Origin of the sequence: Kitasatospora sp. NPDC085464 (assembly GCF_044541955.1) — a bacterium.
Lineage (GTDB): Bacteria > Actinomycetota > Actinomycetes > Streptomycetales > Streptomycetaceae > Kitasatospora.
Genome location: NZ_JBITTM010000011.1, coordinates 1 through 16,796, shown reverse-complemented (window position 1 = coordinate 16,796; position 16,796 = coordinate 1). Strand labels below are relative to the sequence as shown.

Below are 16,796 nucleotides of genomic sequence, written 5' to 3'. Positions count from 1 at the left end.
CTCCTCCTCGGCGGCACCCGGACTCCCCCGCCACAGGTCTTGACCCACCCTCCGAGACAGGTCTATACCAGTGGGAGCCCGCGGCAACCATCCACCGCCCCAGGGCCGTTCGGCCTGCCGCCGCGCCACCCCCACCTCCGGCGCGAACGGGCACTTCCCCCACCGCCGTTTCCTGGAAGGCTTCCGATGGAACGCGCTCTTCCTCCACGCCCCACCGATCCGCACCACCCCACCAGCCCGCACCACCCCACCGACCCGCACCACCCGACCAGCCCCGAACACCCGGTCGGCCCGGCCGCTCCCGGACACCGGCGCCGCTCCGGCCGGGCCGCACTCGCCGCGGCCGCCGTGCTCGGCCTGGTCGCCGGGGGCCTCGCCGCCCTGGCCGGCACCGGCTCCGCCTCCGCGGACACCACCGCCAGCACCGCGGCCGGACTGGGCAGCAACTGGTACGCCTCGGCCCCGTACCTGATGCCCGAGGACAACAGCCCGCCGGACGCCGCCGCCGTCATGGACGCCACCGGCCAGAAGGCCTTCCAGCTGGCGTTCATCCTGGCCCAGGGCAACAGTTGCTCCCCCGCCTGGGGCGGCACCTCCTCGATCGACACCGACACCACCATGCCGAACGTCATCCAGACCGTCCGGGGCAAGGGCGGGGACGTGTCGGTGTCCGTCGGCGGGTACGGCGGTACAAAGCTGGGCCAGGTCTGCGGCACGCCCGAGGCGACCGCCGCCGGGTACCAGAAGGTGATCACCAAGTACCAGCTCAAGGCGATCGACTTCGACCTGGAGGAGCCGGAGTACGAGAACACCGCGGCCATCCACAACGAGATCGGCGCGGCGAGGATCCTCCAGCAGAACAACCCGGGCCTGTACGTCTCGATCACCACCGCCGGCACCAACGCGGGCACCGGCTGGTTCGGCACCCAGATGCTCAACGAGGCCAAGTCCCAGGGCTTCACGCCGAACAACTACTCCATCATGCCGTTCGACGGCGGCTTCAACGGCGCGGCGGCGCAGACCGACGCGCTGGTGAAGTTCAACCAGATCCTGCAGACCACCTTCGGCTGGAGCGAGGCCACCGCGTACGCCCACGAGGGCGTGTCGATGATGAACGGCCGCACCGACGCCGCCGAGTACTTCCGCCAGGCCGACTTCCAGACCGTGCTGGACTTCGCCACCGCGCACGGCCTGGCCCGGTACACCTACTGGTCGGTCAACCGGGACCGGCAGTGCCAGGGCCCGGTGGACCCCGGGCTGTCCGGCTCCTGCTCCAGCGTGGCGCAGAACGACTGGGACTTCACCAAGTACACGGTGAAGTTCGCCGGCGCGACCCCGCCCACCACGCCACCCACCACCCCACCCACCACACCGCCGACCACGCCGCCGACCGGCCCGGGCACCTGCACCGCCCCGGCCTGGAGCGCGAGCACCACCTACACCGGCGGCGCCAAGGTCTCCTACAACGGGCACAACTACCACGCCAAGTGGTGGACGCTGAACGAGGTGCCGAGCGCCAGCGGCCAGTGGGGCGTCTGGGCCGACGACGGCCCCTGCTGACCCAAACAGCGGAACCCCACACGCAAGGGAGCCCCGGGGTGGTGCACAACCCCGGGGCTCCTCACATCACTCCGACGCCCGAGCCGGTCCGACGCCCGCGCCACCTCGCAGCCGACGCCGACGCCGCCCCGACGCCCGCGTCAGTCCGACGACGCGAACCGCTCCCGCAGCTCCGCCAGCACCTCCGCCGCCTCCGGCAGCCCGGCCGCCTCGCAGCGCGCGATGCCGGCGGTCAACCGGGCCACCGCCGCCGCGGTGCGGCCGAGGTCGCTGCCCTCGATCAGCGCGGCCAGCCGGACGGATTCCGCCCGCGGCGCCTCGGCCCGCTCGCCGCCCTGCTCGTACACCGCGACGGCCCGCTCGGCCTCCGCCAGCGCCTCCTCGTACCGCTCGGCGACGGCCAGGCAGCGCGCCCGCTCGTAGTGCGAACCGCCGCGCAGGTACCAGGCGTTGTACTCCTGGCCGCGCTCCTCGGCGGTGGCGCCGACCGCGTCCGCCTCGGTCAGCAGCGCCAGCGCGCGGTCCAGCCCGTCGGCGCCCTGCGTCCGCATCGTGATGCGGGCCAACTCACGCAGCGTCGCGGCCAGTTGGTCGACCTGCGGAGCCTTGCCGTGGGCCTCGCGGGCCCGCGCGAGAGCTGCTTCGGCGGCGTCCCGGCGGTCCGCCTGGGCGAGCGCCAGGGTGGCCTCGCAGGCGACCATGGTGTGGGTCTCCTGGTCCTCCCAGTCGGCCACCAGGTCGGCCAGCCGGAGGTACTCCTCGGCGGCGTCCCGGTACTCCTCCAGCTCGGCCAGGCCCCTGGCGAGGTCCAGCCGGGTCTGGGCGAGCATCCTGACGTCCAGCCGGGCCGCCGACGCGTCCAGCAGCACCGACTCCAGGACGGCGACCGCGTCCGTCGCCCGACCGGTGTCGCGCAGCACGTCGGCCAGCTGCAGCCGCACCTGGGCGGCCTCCTCGGCAGCCTCCGGGCCCTTGCGGTCGTAGCGCGCGGCGGCCTCCGACAGCGCACGGACCGCGCCGCCGAGGTCCCCCACCTGCATGCAGGAGTGGCCGAGCATCATGTACGTCGGCGCGTACGGGTAGGAGTCGTCACCCCAGCGGGCGGCCTCGGCCAGCGCCCGGTGGAACACCTTCACGGCCTGGGCCGGCTCGCGGCTCTGCAGCAGCACCTGGCCCAGCAGGCCGAGCACCCGCGGGGTGTGCCACGGCAGGTCGGATCTGTCCAACTGGGCCAGGACCTCGCGCAGTTCGGTGGCCGACTCGGCGAGCCGGCCCTGCCGGGCGGCGGCATCGGCGGTGTACTGCCGGGAGGTGGCGGCCCGCCGGGCCGAGCCCAGCTCGACGGCGGTCCGGTGGTAGCCGCCGACCGCCGCCTCGAAGCGCGCGACGGTCTCGGCGGAGGATTCGGGCAGCGACTCGACCAGGTCGTGGTGGGCGGCGTAGGCGCGGGTCTGCAGCACGATCAGGTAGTCGTCGTCGGTCAGCTCGCCCGTAGCCCGCAGCTCCTCGGCCCGGACCAGCGCCGCGTCGAGCGCCGCCCAGTCGGCCGTCCTGCCCGTGCCTCCGCCGGATTCGACGCCGTCACCCTCACCGACGCCGTCACCCTCACCGACGCCATCACCCTCACCGACGCCGTCACCCGTGTCCCCGCCCGCACCGCTCGCACCAGCCCCGCCGCCCCCGCCGCCCCCGCCGGCCCCACCGCCCGCACCGGCCCCGCCGCCGGACGGCTCGTCGAGCTCGATGATCAGCGAACGGGTGCGGACCATCAGCGCCGCGCCGGGCATCCCCGCCTGCTCGAACAGCTCGGCTGCGGCCAGCAGCCCGACCCTGCCCTCGGCGTGCTCGTCGCGCTCCAGCGCCTCGTGGGCGCGCTGTTCGGCGAGCTCGGCGCGCAGCCGCTCGGGGCTGCCCACCTCCGTGCCCTCGGGGTGGACGAAGTCCGCGGCGGCGGCGCGCTCGGCGATCCGCTTCCAGAGCCGGTCGGAGTCGGGGTGCCCGAGCACCTCCAGCTCCCGGGCCCGGACCACGAGGGCGGTGAAGTCCTCCGGTTCCGCCTCGACGGTCCGGCGCGGCGCGGGCGCGACGGCCGGGGCGGCGGCGGACAGCTCGGGCGCGGCGGCGGCGCGCACGCCCAGCGCCAGCGGCTCGGCCAGCAGCGGCTCGACGGCCAGCCGGGCCCGCCGCGCTGCGCCGACCGCACCGGTGCCGTTGCGCGCGTCGAAGCGGGCGGCCAGCGCGTCCGCCTCGGTGCGCAGGTGGGCGAGCAGGGTGTCCACCGTCCACGCGGTGCCGGCCGGGCCGCTGACCGCGAGGTCGCCGTGGCCGGCCCGGGCGAGGGCGGCGATCAGGACCTCCACACCGGTCAGGAAGTCCAGCCGGGAGGCGGCCTCGCCGGTGACCGCGAACAGGTCGCGGTTCTCGGCGAGCAGTTCCAGGCCGCGCGGCTCGTTGCCGGACAGCGCGCAGAACTCGATGTGCCGGGCCACGGAGCCCAGCATCGAGGACTTGCCGCGCGCGAAGCGGTACCCGGTGAGGTGCGCGGAGCGGGCCTCGTCCGGTCGGCCCCGGCGCAGCAGCGGCAGCAGGGCGACGGACTGGCTGAGGTAGGGCTCCAGCTCGCAGGTGCTGCGGCCGCTCAGCACCGGCTCCAGCACCTCCAGTGCCCGCGCGTCGTCGCCGAGGTCGAGGAAGTGCCGGGCGCGGGCCCGGGTCTCGCAGGCCGGGCAGTCGCTCATCTCGGAGCGCGGGCGGGCCGCCCACAGCTCGTAGGCCTCCTGGACGCCGACGCCGATGACGTCGGCCAGGTAGTAGCGCTCGGCGTAGTAGGGCTGGAGGCCGAAGCCGGCCGCGCGGTAGCGGTCGCGCAGTTCGGTGAGCCAGCGCTCGACGGCCGCCAGCGGCACGTCCGGGTTGTCCCGCAGCGCGCCGGCCACCCACTTGAAGCGCCAGAACACCTGGTGGCGGGCCCACTCGCCGAAGCCGTCCGGGTCCGTGTCCCACAGCTTGAGGACGCGGGCGAACACGACCGGGGTCTTGTTGCGCTCGCCGTCGTACTCGTAGGCCTCCATCAGTTCCAGCAGGGCCATCGAGCGGGCCTTGGTGTCGTCGAACTGCTCGGCGGCGTCGACGAGTTCCTCGGCGGTGACGGTCCGGGTGCGACCGTACGGGCGGGCGTCGTTCTCGTGCAGCGCGGCCATCACCGCATCGGGGGTGTCCAGCATCACGCGTCCTTCTCGTCGTCGCGGCCCCGGCCACCGGCCGCGCCCGGCCCGCCGGCCTCGTGGCCGAGCATGGCGTGGTCGAGCAGGCTGATGAACGAACGGTTGAGCAGGGCGGACTCGCTGGCCTTGAGCGGGCGGCGGGTCATCAGCACGGCCTGCCCGTACAGCGCCTCGACGGCGGTGACGGCCAGCTCGCGGTTGGTCACCGTCGCGGCGCGGCGCACCAGCGGGTTGAGGTGATTGAGCACCAGTTGGGCGCGGGGCACCTCGGCGCGCAGCGAGCCGAGGATGTCCGCCCACAACCCGTCGGCCTCGTCGGCCAGTTGGGCGCGGGTGCGCTCGTGCCGGGCCTCCCGGTTGTCGAGCAGCAGGGCGGGCGCGTTGGTCGGGTGGAAGCTGCGCAGGGCGACGTCGCAGTCGAACCGGCCGACCACCTCGCGGGCGATCGCCAGGAAGGCGTTGGCGGCGAGTTCGGCGGCCGGGTCGACGGTGTCCAGGTGCGCGGTGACGGTGCCGGGGTCGAGGTCGGAGACCGAGACGCCGGGGCGGATCTCCGGCAGTCGGTGCACCAGGTCGCGGTCGTAGGTGTAGCCGCCGTTGACCACGCCGAGGCCGGCCGCGCCGGCGATCGGGGCGACCTGGCGGAACTCCTCGACCGTACGGGTCACCAGCACCACCGGGTGGCTGCGGGCGAACTCGTCCAGGGTGACGTTGCCGTCCGTGGTCTCGAACGGCAGCCAGGGCAGCATCATCCGCAGCAACTCGTCGTCGTAGCGCGCGAGTTCCTTGACCGCCAGGTGGTGCACGGAGAGGAAGCGGTGCAGCAGCGCGGGGTCGCTCGCGGACAGGCCGGTCAGCCAGTCCCGGATCCGGGCGCCGAGGGCGTCGCGGACGGCGGCCAGCGTCTCGTCGGCGTACAGGCCCTCGCGGGAGGCGGTCGGGCGCAGGCCGTCGGTGTCGACGACGCAGCGGACGAAGAAGGCCCAGTCCGGCAGCAGTTCGTCGGCCTGGTCGGAGAGCAGCATGCCCTTGAGGTGCACCCGGTGTCCGTGGCGGCGCGAGGGCGGAGCGGCGTCCGGCAGCACGTACGCGACGCCGCGCAGGCCGACCAGCGGCAGGTCCAGCTCGATGGTGTCGAGCGGGGTGAAGTCGAAGGTGGCGCGGCAGTACTCGCCGAGCGCGTCGCGCTTGGCCAGCGGGGAGGGGTACCGCTCCGCCCACGGCGGGGTGCGGTTCACCCGGTGCTCGGTGCCGCCCGCATCGATCACGGTGACGTCGTGGCGCAGCAGGCCGCCGAAGTCCCGGGCGAGGGTGAGCACCCGGGCGGGTCGGGTCCACTCGGCGGCGTCGGCGCGCGGCGCCAGGGTGACGGTGGTGCCCGGCTCCGGCTTGGCCTCGGCGGGCAGGGTGCGGATGGTGTAGCTGCCGTCGGAGCTGCCGCGCCACTCGATCACCGGGGCGTCCGGGGCGGCGGCGGAGCGGGTGACCACGGTGATCTCGTCGGCGACCACGAAGCAGGCGAGCAGGCCGATGCCGAACTGGCCGATGAAGTCGCCCCGGGCCTTGGCCAGTCCGGCGCCGTCGAGGCGGCCGTCGGCGTCGCGCTTGGAGCTGCGGCCGATGGTGGCGAGGAAGGTGTGGACGTCCTTCTCGGTCAGGCCGACGCCGGTGTCGGTGACGGACAGCTCGTCGTCGGCGCGGACGGTGATCCGGGCCGGCGCCTCGGGGTCGAGGGCGCGGCGGGCGGAGATCGCGTCCACCGCGTTCTGCAGCAGCTCGCGCAGGTAGACCCGCGGGCTGGAGTAGAGGTGGTGGGAGAGCAGGTCCACCAGGCCGCGCAGGTCCACCTGGAAGGTGTGCTGCGCACTCGTCGGGTTGTCGGTTGGGGACACCGGAGGCTCTTTCGATCGCGGGGTGGGTGACGTTTCAGGGGGCGCAGCCGGGAGCAGGGACGCGGCTGGGAGCAGGGGCACGGTCGGGAGCAGGAGCACGGTCGGCGGCGTCGGGCGGCCGGCATCGGCAGGCGGTCGGTGGCGGCGGTATCGGCGTCGGCAGGCGGTCGGCGCCGGGAGGCGCTACGGCGTCGTGATGCGGCTCGGCATCAGGACACCGGCGGTGTCGGACACGGTCGGCCCTGGTGCATGCGCGGCCGTCCTCAGTACGCGGCACAGCGGTCACGGTGGGCGCTGAAGGCCTTGACCGGGTTCCCCGAGAGGTAGTGCCAGGGCGACTCGGTGACGGCCCCGTCCAGCGCGTCGAACAGCATCCGGGCGGTCTTGCGCTGGTCGGCGAGCGAGAAGGCCATCGCGAAGCTGTTGAAGGCGCCCTGCCAGCCGCGCACCGGCTGGAAGTCCGGGTGGAGGACGGAGCGGAAGGCGGCCTCCTGCATCTCGGCCAGCACCGTCGGGCTGGTCAGGTAGGCGTGGTCCTCGCCGTCCGGGAGGTCCAGCCAGTGCTCCAGGTGCGCGAGCACCACCAGCTCGCCGAGGTGGCTGCCCTCGGGCGCGGCCAGCATCGCGGAGCGGGCGAACGCGTGCATCTCCTCGTGCGAGCCGCCCCACTTGGCGCACAGCTGCTGCAGCCGCTGCCGGTGCGAGCCGGCGTGTCCGGGTGCGCGGCGCACGGCGGCCTCGAAGCGGCAGGTGGCGATGTCCGGGCCGAGCGAGGCGCCGCGCGCGCTGATCTGCAGGAAGTACCAGGGGGCGAGCCAGGCGGACTCGCGCTCGGCGACCTCCAGCAGCTGCTCCTCGGCGGTGTCCAGCCGCTGGTGGAACAGGTTCCACTGCTCCTCGGTGACGTTCTTGGCCCGGGCGCCGGTCCGCGCCTCCCAGGCCCAGGTGACCTGCCGGGCGCCGGAGAGCAGCAGCGCCACCGTGTCGTCCGGGGTGTCGGCGAGGACGCGGCCCGTCCACTCCTCGACCCCGGGCACGTCGGCTATCGCCCCGGCGAGGTGGGTCAGCTCGGCGCCGTCCTCGACGGCCGCCAGCGCGGGGCGCAGCGCCGCCCAGTCACCGGCCGCGGCCTGCGCGAGCACCAGGCGCACGGACTCGTCCCCCAAGGTCGGGTCGAGCCGCGGCTCGGTGGCGCGGGCGGCCGCCTTCGCCCCGGCGGAGCGCCGGCCGAACCCGAACCCGCGCCGCCCGGTCCGGTCCTGCGCGCCCTCCTCGCCGGAGCGGCGTCGGAACAGCGGCATGTGGTGGCCCCCTCGAACGTCATCGGCATCTTTCGCACGGCCGGCCGCACGGCGGCCACCCGAGATGAGTACATATCACGCGCGACTGACATCCGTTTCCCCAGCCCAGCGCCCTGCGGACTCCGTGACGGGTCGGGAGGTGAAACGGAAACGGAGCGGGAGCGGCACGGGAGCGTCCCGGAGGCGACGACGAAGGTGACGACCGAGGCGGCACCGAGGCGGGACGAAGGCGGCACCGAGGCGGCACGCACGGGCCTCGGGGGTGACATGTTGCCGCCTGACAGTGATCTGCCACGGCCCACCGCCACCGCACGAACCGACGATCCGTCAGTCTTGGACCGTGCACGCCATCCGCTTCCACCTGCGCGCTCCCGGCGGCCCCCAGAGCGCGGACCGGCCGACCCCCGAGGCCGTACGGGAGGGGCTGGAGCACGGGCTGCTCGGTCCGGTCCGGATCGAGCACGCCCGGATCCTGGCCGGACCGGGCACCGTGGACGCGGTGGTCTTCACCCTCGCCGACCACCCGCTCACCGCCGAGGCCGCCCTGGCCGTCGCCTGCGCGGAGCTGACCGGCGCGGCAGGCCCGCTGCGCGGCTGGCGGGTGGCGCACTGCGCGCTGGACAGCTGGGTCGCGCTCGGCCTGCACGAACCCAGCCACCACTGACGGACGGGCACCGCCCCCGGCCGACCGACGGGACTACCGACGAGGCGACCGACGAGGCGACCGACCGACGGAACGACGGAACGACCGACCAGCCGGCCGACCAGGTCCGCGCGTCCGGTTCAGCGCACCCGGCCCCGCGCCCGCCCCGCCGCACCGCCCGGCCCCGCCGCTCGTCAGGCCGCCGCCCTCGTCAGGCCAGGCCGGGCCCGGCGTCCGGCGTCCGCCCCGACTGCGCCTGCTCGATCCGCTTGACCAGCATCACCGCGAACCGCCGCGTCGCGGCCACGTCCACCGGACCGCCCTCGGTGGTCACACTGGCCACCACGGTGCCCGAGCGCACCACGATGCCGACGCCCTCGCCCTGGGCCAGCGGCCCCTGGAAGGCCTGGCTCTCGCTGCCCAGCGCCGGGGTGTCGATCTTCTTGAACGGCCCGGCGGCGTACGAGGCGTACGTCTCCTTCAGCCGGTTCCTGGCCGCGTCCCGGCCGGGCAGGGTCTCCACGATGAAGCGGGTGACCACGTCGCCCGAGGAGAAGCGGACCGAGGCGCTCAGCGGCTTGCCCGTGCAGGGCTTGGCGGCGGTGCAGGTGACGGTGTGGTCGGCGGTGTCGACCTGGCGCTTCTCCTCCTCCCACCCGGCCATCACACCGGCGTCCGGCAGCACCTGACCGACCAGCTTGTCGTCCAGCAGCGCCGCCTCCAGGTCCGCGGAGGGCGCCGCCGCGGCGGCCGGCGCGGACGGGGCCGCCGGTGCGGTCGCCGGTGCCGGAGCCGCCCCGGACGCGGCCGCGGTCGGTGCCGCAGAAGGTGCGCCCGGGTCCGCGGGCGCGGATGCCGCTGCCGTGCCGGCGGCCGTGCTCGCCGCCGCGCCCGGCGCTCCCGACGCCGTCCCGGCGGCGCCCTTCGACCCCCCGGCCGAGCATCCGGCCAGCACAGCTGCCAGCACCCCGGCCGCCACCCCGGCGGCCATCCGCCGACCACCCATCCCCATTGCCCGCTCCCTCCGGCTGTCCGTGACCCCTCAACATAGCCGCAGCGCCGCCCCCGCCCGCCGCCGCCCCCGCACCGGGCGCCACCCGCCCGCCGCTCGGCCCCGCCGCCCCGTCCAGTACCGTCCACCCGGGGCGACGACCATCGACGAGGGACGGCATGACGGACGCGGACGGCCGACGACCGGACCTCGCCCGGCTGGTCCGGGCCGCCCAGCAGGGCGACGCGTTCGCCCTGGACGAGGTGGTGGGCCTGCTCATGCCGTACGTCGGCCGGGTCTGCGCGCCGATCGCCCTGCAGGACGCTCCCGACGCCGCCCAGGAGGCGATGATCGCGATCGTCCGGAACCTGCACCGGCTCACGTCCCCCGAGGCGCTGTTCGGCTGGGCCCGGGTCATCGCCGCCCGCGAGGCGGTCCGGTTCGCGAGCCGCGCCCCGTCCGCTCCGGGGTGCCGTGCGCCAACGGCGCCCGGCACCACCGCGGACGAGCAACCCGACGCGCGGGACGGCGAGTTGGCCGCCGACATCCGCGACGTCCTGGAACGCCTGCCGCCCGACCACCGGGCCGTCCTGACGCTCCGTCATGTCGAGGGCCTGGACGAACAGTCGGTGGCCGGGATCCTCGACCTCCCGCTCGGCACCGTCCGTTCACGACTCTTCCGCGCCCGCCGGGGCTTCCGCACCGCCTGGACCACCGAGGACGGCTAGCCCCACGAGAATTCCGCCGGCCGCGGGGATTGTCCGGCCGCTTTCCGTCCTCTCCATTCCCGAGGGGGACCACCCGTCCCCTCCCGGGAACACCACCCGGCACCCGGAACGAGGGATCGAGATGGCCGAGACGACCAAGAAGACAGAGCCGACCGACCGCACCGACCAGACCACCCGCACCACCCGCACCACCCGCACCACCCGCACCGAACCCCGCCCGTTCCCCGAACTCCCCGGCGTGCGCCACCACTTCGTCGAGGGCGCGGACGGCGTCCGACTGCACCTCGCCGAGGCCGGGCCCGGGGACGGCACGCCCCTCCTGCTCCTGCACGGCTTTCCGCAGCACTGGTACGCCTGGCGGCACCTCCTGCCGCTGCTCGACGGGGAGTTCCGCCTGCTCTGTGCCGACCTCCCCGGCTTCGGCTGGTCGTCGGCCCCGCGCCGGACGGGTTACACGACCGACGACCGCGCCCGTCTCGTCCTCTCCGTGCTCGACCGGCTCGGCCTGGAGCGCGTCGGCCTGGTCGGCCACGACTGGGGTGCCTGGACCGGCTTCGAGCTGGCACTGCGCGCACCCGAGCGGTTCACCGGCCTCCTCGCACTCAACATGACCCACCCGTGGCCGCGGCAGCGCGCCCTGCTCGGGACGGCCTGGCGGTTCTGGTACACCGCGCTGCTGGAGTACCCGGGCATCGGCCGCCGGGTCGTCCGCCGCCACCCGGGCCTGCTCGGCCACCTCCTCCGGCGCGGCGTGGCCCCCGGAACCCCGTGGAGCGAGGCGGAGTCGGCCGAGTACGTGGCCGCCGGCAGCACGCCCGACGCCGCCTACGCCGCCGAACGGCTGCACTGGGGCTTCGTCGTCCGGGACATCCCGCGCCTGGCCCTCGGCCGGTACCGGCACCGCCGGCTGACCGTTCCCACCCGGCTGCTCGGCGGCGCGCTGGACCCGGTGATCCGCCCCGCGCTGCTCTCCACCGCCAGTACTCCCGCGGACGACCTGACGGCCGAAGTCCTCCCCGACTGCGGGCACTTCCTGCCGCACGAGCGACCCGAGGAGGTGGCCGGCGCCGTCCGCCGGCTATTCGCCGCCGGAGTCCGCCTGTGACCTGACCCTCCGCTCCAGTCGGTCCAGCAGGACCTCGCCGCGCCGGTCCACCAGCGAACCGAAGAACCGCTGCACCGGCCCCGCACCGGGCACCCGCAGGGCTGCGAGCAGGGCGAAACGCGTCCCGTCGCCGTCCGGCACGGCGGCCATCCCGCCGAGCAGCACCTTGCTCTGCATCAGGCACCAGCCGCTGCGCAGCACGATGTCGAAGCGCTCCCGGTGCCCGAGCACGCTCACCGCGAGCCCCACCAGCCGGTCCCCGCCGCCGGTCCCGCCCCCGCCGCCGCCGGTCCCGGGGTCGGTCCCGGGACCGGGACCGACCTCGAAGGAGCGCAACCCGCCGATCAGTCCGGGCAGTTCACCGGACAGGTCACCGGCGACCGACCACACCTCGTCGAACCCGGCCGCGAGCCGCCGCTCGGCGAACAGCGGACGCGCGGTCCCGGCCGCCGCCAGCACCCGTAGCCGCCGTACCGGATCCAGCTCGACCGTCGGCCATCCGTCCGTCATCCCCGTCCCTCCCGCCGTCCGGAGCCCACCGGGCCCGGCGCCGACCGCCCGCAGCGCCCCGAGCACCGAGCACCGAGCACCGTACCGCCCCGGAAACGCCGGCGGGGCGGTGACCAGCCGGTCACCGCCCCGCCGCACGTACCGTCCGGAGGATCAGACCGCCGGAGCCGGGTAGGTCGGGTACTCGACGCCCGAGATGTACTGCACGACCCGGACGACCTGGCACGAGTAGCCGAACTCGTTGTCGTACCACAGGTACAGGATCGCGTTGTCGCCCTCGACCTTGGTCGCGCCGGCGTCCACGATCGAGGCGTGGCGCGAGCCGATGAAGTCGCTGGAGACCGCGTCGGGCGAGTCGATGAAGTCGATCTGGCGCTTCAGCGGCGAGGTCAGCGAGACGTTGCGCAGGTACTCCAGGACGTCCTCGCGGTTGGTCTCCCGCTTCAGCTGGAGGTTGAGGATCGCGATGGAGACGTCCGGCACCGGCACGCGGATCGAGCTGCCGGTGATCTTCGCCTTGAGGTCCGGCAGGGCCTTGGCGACGGCCGAGGCGGCACCGGTCTCGGTGATCACCATGTTCAGCGGCGCCGAGCGGCCGCGACGGTCGGCCTTGTGGTAGTTGTCCAGCAGGTTCTGGTCGTTGGTGAACGAGTGGACGGTCTCCACGTGGCCGCGGACCACGCCGTACTCGTCCTCCATCGCCTTCAGCGGCGGGACGATGGCGTTGGTGGTGCAGGAGGCGCAGGAGATGATCTGCTCGTCCGGCTTGATCATGTCGTGGTTGACGCCGTGCACGATGTTCGGGACGTCGCCCTTGCCCGGGGCGGTCAGCACGACCTTGGCGATACCGGGGCGCAGGTGCTTCGACAGGCCCTCGCGGTCACGCCACTTGCCGGTGTTGTCGATCAGGATCGCGTCCTTGATCCCGTACTCCGTGTAGTCGACCTTGGTCGGGTCGTCGGAGTAGATCACCGTGATCTCGTTGCCGTTGACGACGATCTTGTTGTTCGCCTCGTCGACGGTGATGGTGCCCTGGAACTGGCCGTGGATGGAGTCACGGCGCAGCAGCGAGGCGCGCTTGACCAGGTCGTCGCCGCCGCCGTTGCGCACGACGATGGCCTTCAGCCGCAGCCCGTTGCCCGAGGCCTTCTCGATCAGCAGCCGCGCGACCAGGCGGCCGATGCGGCCGAACCCGTACAGCACGACGTCCTGGGCGGACCGGCGCTCCAGCTTGTTCTCACCGGTGGCACCCGCAACGGCCTGAGCGGTGAACTCCTCCACCGACAGACCGTGGTCGTCCGCCTTGTACGTGGCGGCGAGCATGCCAATGTCGATCTGCGAGGGGCCGAGGTCCAGGGCGGTCAGCGCGCTCAGGAACGGCATCGTCTCGGTGACCGAGAGCTCCTCGCCCGCTATCTGCCGGGCGAAGCGGTGCGTCTTGAGGATGCTGATCACCGACTTGTTCACCAGGGAACGGCTGTGGCACAGGACGGTGACGTCCCGCTCCCGGTGCAGCCGCCCGATGATCGGGATCATCGACTCCGCGATCTCCTCGCGGTTCTTCCAGTCCGTGAACACGTCGTCGTTGACAGTCACAAGTCCATCTTTCGAGCTGAGGGTGTTGCCCACATGGTAGCTTCGCCCGCCCGCGCCCCCGCGGCCGGTCCCGCCTCCCGCCGGTTCGCCCGAGGCTCCGACCTGCGCTTTCCCCCGCCGCCCCGCCCCAGAAGGTGATCACCGCCACCCTCGGGCCCGGCCCGCGCGCACCGCTGGCCGGGCCGCCGGGCCCCGCGGTCGTCCATGCGCGGCCCGGTGATCGTCCGTACGCGGCCCGGTGATCGTCGGGCCAGTACAGTGATCGGACTGCCCGACCGGACAGAGGCACGAGGGGGCCCGCGTGGCGACGCTGGGGATGCACCGCGACTTCCTGATGGAGTTCGCGGGCTTGGAGAAGTCCGTGCAGCGGAGGGTCTACGAGACCTTCGAGAAGTTCACCGGCGCGACGCACGCCGGCACGCACCTGGAGAAGCTCACCAACCAGCGGGACCCGAGGATCCGGACCATCCGGATCACCGACTTCTGGCGCGGCGTGGTCCTCAAGGCCGACCGGGGCGACGGCTACCTGCTGCTGAAGGTCCTCCCCCACGACAAGGCCAACGACTGGGCGTGCAAGCACCGCGCCTCGGTCAACGCCGCCACCCAGGGCGTCGAGATCCGCAATGACGTCGCCCTGGAACGCGCCACCGCCTCCCTGCGGACCCGGGCCTCCGACGAGCCCCGGCGGCTCTTCGCCGACCGCTCCGACAAGGTCCTGCGCAGTCTGGGCATCGACGAGGAGATCCTGCCGATCATCCGGCTGCTGCCCGACGAGACCCACCTGGAGGCGCTCCACCGGGTCCTGCCGGAGCAGCAGTTCGACGTCCTGGTCGGCCTCGCCAGCGGCATGGAGCCGGCCGACGTCGACCGCGAGATCGTCCAGGCGTACGCGCGGGCGGCGGCTCCGGTGAGCACCGCGCAGTCCGGGGACGGGCTGGTCTCGGCGATGGCGCACGCCCGCGGCCGGGTCGCCCTGGTGTCCTGCCCCGAGGAGCTGCTGGAGATCCTGGAGCGCCCGTTCGACGCGTGGCGGATCTTCCTGCACCCGGCCCAGTACCGGATCGCCTACCGGGACTCGTACAACGGGCCCGCCCGGGTCAGCGGCGGCCCGGGGACCGGCAAGACCGTGGTGGCCCTGCACCGGACCTACCACCTGGCGCGCCGGCTGCCGCCGGACGCCCCCGACGGTTCGGTGCTGCTCACCACCTACACCAAGGACCTCGCGGCGGAGCTGGAACGCTGCCTGGCCCTGCTCGTCACGGACGAGCGGATCAGGGCGAAGGTCCGGGTGGTCACCGTCGACGCGCTGGCCAACGAGGTCCTGCGCCGCTCCCGCGGCGGCGCCCCGCTGAAGATCGTCTTCAACCAGCGCGCCGTCCTGGCCCGTTGGGGGCGGGTCGCCCGGCGGCTCGGGGTCGACTTCACCGACGTCTTCCTGGACCAGGAGTGGCGACAGGTCGTCCTGGCCCAGGCGATCGACGGCCCCGAGCAGTACCTGAGGGCGTCGCGGGCCGGCCGGGGCACACCGCTCGGGCCCCTGAAGAAGGCCCAACTGTGGCGTGCCGTGGCCGCGTTCGAGGAGGAGCTGCGAGAGGCCGGGGAGTGGACGTTCCTGCAGGTCTGCGCGCAGGCCGCGCGGGCGCTCGACGAAGGGGGCGACCGCCCGTTCCGGCACCTGGTGGTCGACGAGGCGCAGGACCTGCACCCCGCGCAGTGGCGGTTCCTGCGCGCACTCGTCGCGCCCGGACCGGACGACCTGTTCCTCGCCGGCGACCCGCACCAGCGGATCTACGGCAACGGGAACAAGGTCTCACTGCGCGCCGTGGGGATCCAGGTGGTCGGGCGCTCCGCCCGGCTGCGGGTCAACTACCGCACCACGCAGGAGATCCTCGGCTGGTCGGCCTCCCTGCTCACCGGCGAACGCCCGGACGACATGGACGGCGGGGAGGAGTCCCTGGTGGGCTACCACTCGACCCTGCACGGCGCGCACCCCGAGACGCACGGGCACGTCGACCGGCCGGAGGAGATCCGGGCGCTCGTCGAGCGGATCGGCGAGTGGACCGCCTCGGGCGTGGACCCGGAGGACATCGGCGTCGCCGTCCGGACCGTCCAGCTCGGCCGTGACATCGCCCGGGCCCTGGAGCACGCCGGGACGCCCGCCTGCATGCTCGGCAGCACGCCGGCCCCGGGCGTGCGGATCGGGACCATGCACCGGATGAAGGGACTGGAGTTCCGCTGCGTCGCCGTCGCGGGCGTGAGCGACGGTGTGGTGCCCATGCGCTCCGCACTCACCCCGGAGGAGACGGACCCGCAGCAGTACCGGGAGGACCTGAACGGCGAACTGAACCTGCTCTTCGTGGCGTGCACGCGCGCCCGGGAGGCCCTCGCGGTCTCCTGGCACGGGACGCCGAGCGAGTTCCTCGCGCCGGTCGTCGCGCAGCTGCCGCCGCAGGGCCGGCGGGACGACGCACTCGCTCGGTGACGTGCCCGCCGGTGACCGGCCGGCACCGCTCCGCCATCCCGTGACCGGCCGGCACCGCCCCCGGGGACAAAGTTGCCCGGGGCCCGGCGGGGTGGGCTAATGGGAGGCGTCCGGTGTTTGAGCATTTCGCGAGAGACCCGGGAGCAGGCATGACCGGTGGTCCCGAACCCATCAGCGCCGAGGGCCTGCGTGCGGTGCAGGAGGAATTGGCGCAACTGCGGGCGGATCGGGGGGAGGTGGCCGCGACGCTGCGCGGGGTGGAGCCGGTCGGGGACCGGGCGGACGCCGCGGACGAGCTGCAGCGGGCGTCGGAGGTGACACGGCTGGACCGGCGGATCGCCGAGCTGGAGGGGCGGCTGCGGGAGGCGGCCGTCGCCGGGGCGCCGTCGACGGAGGTGGTGGGGGTGGGGTCCACCGTGACCGTGCGGTTCGGGGACGGCGCGGAGGAGACCGTCGAGGTCTCGGAGATCGCCGAGGAACGGGAGCAGACCCTGGTGACCTTCGACAGCCCGCTCGGGAAGGCGCTGCTCGGACGTCGCGCCGGGGAGACGGTGCACTACGAGACACCGAGCGGCGCGGCCAGTGCGGTCGTGCTGTCGGTGGGGCGCGGCGCGGACTGAGCCGGGACCGCGGCGTCGCCGCCGCGCCCGGAAATCCCGCGCCGGAATGCCGGGGCCCATTCCGGATCGCCCGGCCGGCGATATCCGTGAATCCGCACGGAATTCCGCGACGTTCCGCGACGTTCCGCGACGTTCCGCGAGCTT

The 16,796-nt window shown here is 74.1% G+C and carries 12 protein-coding genes; 6 read left to right on the top strand and 6 right to left on the bottom strand.

Annotation, left to right across the window (positions count from 1 at the left end; all coding sequences use genetic code 11):
• The first annotated feature begins 186 nt into the window (after positions 1 to 186).
• The gene (locus ACIGG8_RS11745; protein ID WP_396547315.1) at positions 187 to 1,560 is read left to right on the top strand and encodes a carbohydrate-binding protein; all 1,374 of its coding nucleotides are present in this window, start codon (positions 187 to 189) and stop codon (positions 1,558 to 1,560) included.
• A gap of 140 nt (positions 1,561 to 1,700) precedes the next feature.
• On the opposite strand, the gene ACIGG8_RS11740 is transcribed toward ACIGG8_RS11745, so the two are convergent.
• The 3 genes from ACIGG8_RS11740 to ACIGG8_RS11730 form a co-directional block, all read right to left on the bottom strand.
• Positions 1,701 to 4,784: a hypothetical protein gene (locus ACIGG8_RS11740; protein WP_396547314.1), complete on the bottom strand. Its 3,084-nt coding sequence runs from the start codon at positions 4,782 to 4,784 to the stop codon at positions 1,701 to 1,703.
• On the bottom strand, positions 4,784 to 6,676 hold the full coding sequence (locus ACIGG8_RS11735) for an HSP90 family protein (protein ID WP_396547312.1): 1,893 nt from the start codon (positions 6,674 to 6,676) through the stop codon (positions 4,784 to 4,786). Before ACIGG8_RS11735 ends, ACIGG8_RS11740 begins: the two co-directional genes overlap by 1 nt.
• Before the next feature lie 263 nt (positions 6,677 to 6,939).
• Positions 6,940 to 7,977, bottom strand: a complete 1,038-nt coding sequence (locus ACIGG8_RS11730; protein ID WP_396547310.1) for a hypothetical protein — start codon at positions 7,975 to 7,977, stop codon at positions 6,940 to 6,942.
• A 340-nt stretch (positions 7,978 to 8,317) separates the two neighbouring features.
• On the opposite strand from ACIGG8_RS11730, the gene ACIGG8_RS11725 reads away from it, so the two are divergent.
• Positions 8,318 to 8,641, top strand: coding sequence for a hypothetical protein (locus ACIGG8_RS11725; RefSeq protein WP_396547309.1), 324 nt, complete (start codon positions 8,318 to 8,320; stop codon positions 8,639 to 8,641).
• A 190-nt stretch (positions 8,642 to 8,831) separates the two neighbouring features.
• Here the strand turns inward: ACIGG8_RS11725 and ACIGG8_RS11720 are convergent, their stop codons facing one another.
• The gene (locus ACIGG8_RS11720; RefSeq protein ID WP_396547307.1) at positions 8,832 to 9,632 is read right to left on the bottom strand and encodes a hypothetical protein; all 801 of its coding nucleotides are present in this window, start codon (positions 9,630 to 9,632) and stop codon (positions 8,832 to 8,834) included.
• 158 nt (positions 9,633 to 9,790) lie between these two features.
• Between ACIGG8_RS11720 and ACIGG8_RS11715 the strand changes: the two genes are divergently transcribed.
• Positions 9,791 to 10,339 carry an RNA polymerase sigma factor gene (locus ACIGG8_RS11715; protein WP_396547306.1) on the top strand — a complete coding sequence of 183 codons (549 nt, stop codon included), beginning with the start codon at positions 9,791 to 9,793 and terminating at the stop codon, positions 10,337 to 10,339.
• 121 nt (positions 10,340 to 10,460) lie between these two features.
• Positions 10,461 to 11,444, top strand: coding sequence for an alpha/beta fold hydrolase (locus ACIGG8_RS11710; protein ID WP_396547304.1), 984 nt, complete (start codon positions 10,461 to 10,463; stop codon positions 11,442 to 11,444).
• Here ACIGG8_RS11710 and ACIGG8_RS11705 read toward each other — a convergent pair.
• Together ACIGG8_RS11705 and ACIGG8_RS11700 are read right to left on the bottom strand one after the other, a co-directional pair.
• Complete coding sequence (locus ACIGG8_RS11705; protein WP_396547303.1) at positions 11,418 to 11,954, bottom strand: hypothetical protein; 537 nt, start codon at positions 11,952 to 11,954, stop codon at positions 11,418 to 11,420. The genes ACIGG8_RS11710 and ACIGG8_RS11705 overlap by 27 nt on opposite strands.
• 153 nt (positions 11,955 to 12,107) lie before the next feature.
• On the bottom strand, positions 12,108 to 13,550 hold the full coding sequence (locus tag ACIGG8_RS11700) for a glyceraldehyde-3-phosphate dehydrogenase (RefSeq protein WP_350519203.1): 1,443 nt from the start codon (positions 13,548 to 13,550) through the stop codon (positions 12,108 to 12,110).
• 301 nt (positions 13,551 to 13,851) lie between these two features.
• On the opposite strand from ACIGG8_RS11700, the gene ACIGG8_RS11695 reads away from it, so the two are divergent.
• Together ACIGG8_RS11695 and ACIGG8_RS11690 are read left to right on the top strand one after the other, a co-directional pair.
• Positions 13,852 to 16,032, top strand: coding sequence for a UvrD-helicase domain-containing protein (locus tag ACIGG8_RS11695; protein ID WP_396547301.1), 2,181 nt, complete (start codon positions 13,852 to 13,854; stop codon positions 16,030 to 16,032).
• Positions 16,033 to 16,181: 149 nt separating this feature from the next.
• Positions 16,182 to 16,652, top strand: a complete 471-nt coding sequence (locus tag ACIGG8_RS11690; protein WP_396547299.1) for a GreA/GreB family elongation factor — start codon at positions 16,182 to 16,184, stop codon at positions 16,650 to 16,652.
• The last annotated feature ends 144 nt before the right edge of the window (positions 16,653 to 16,796 follow it).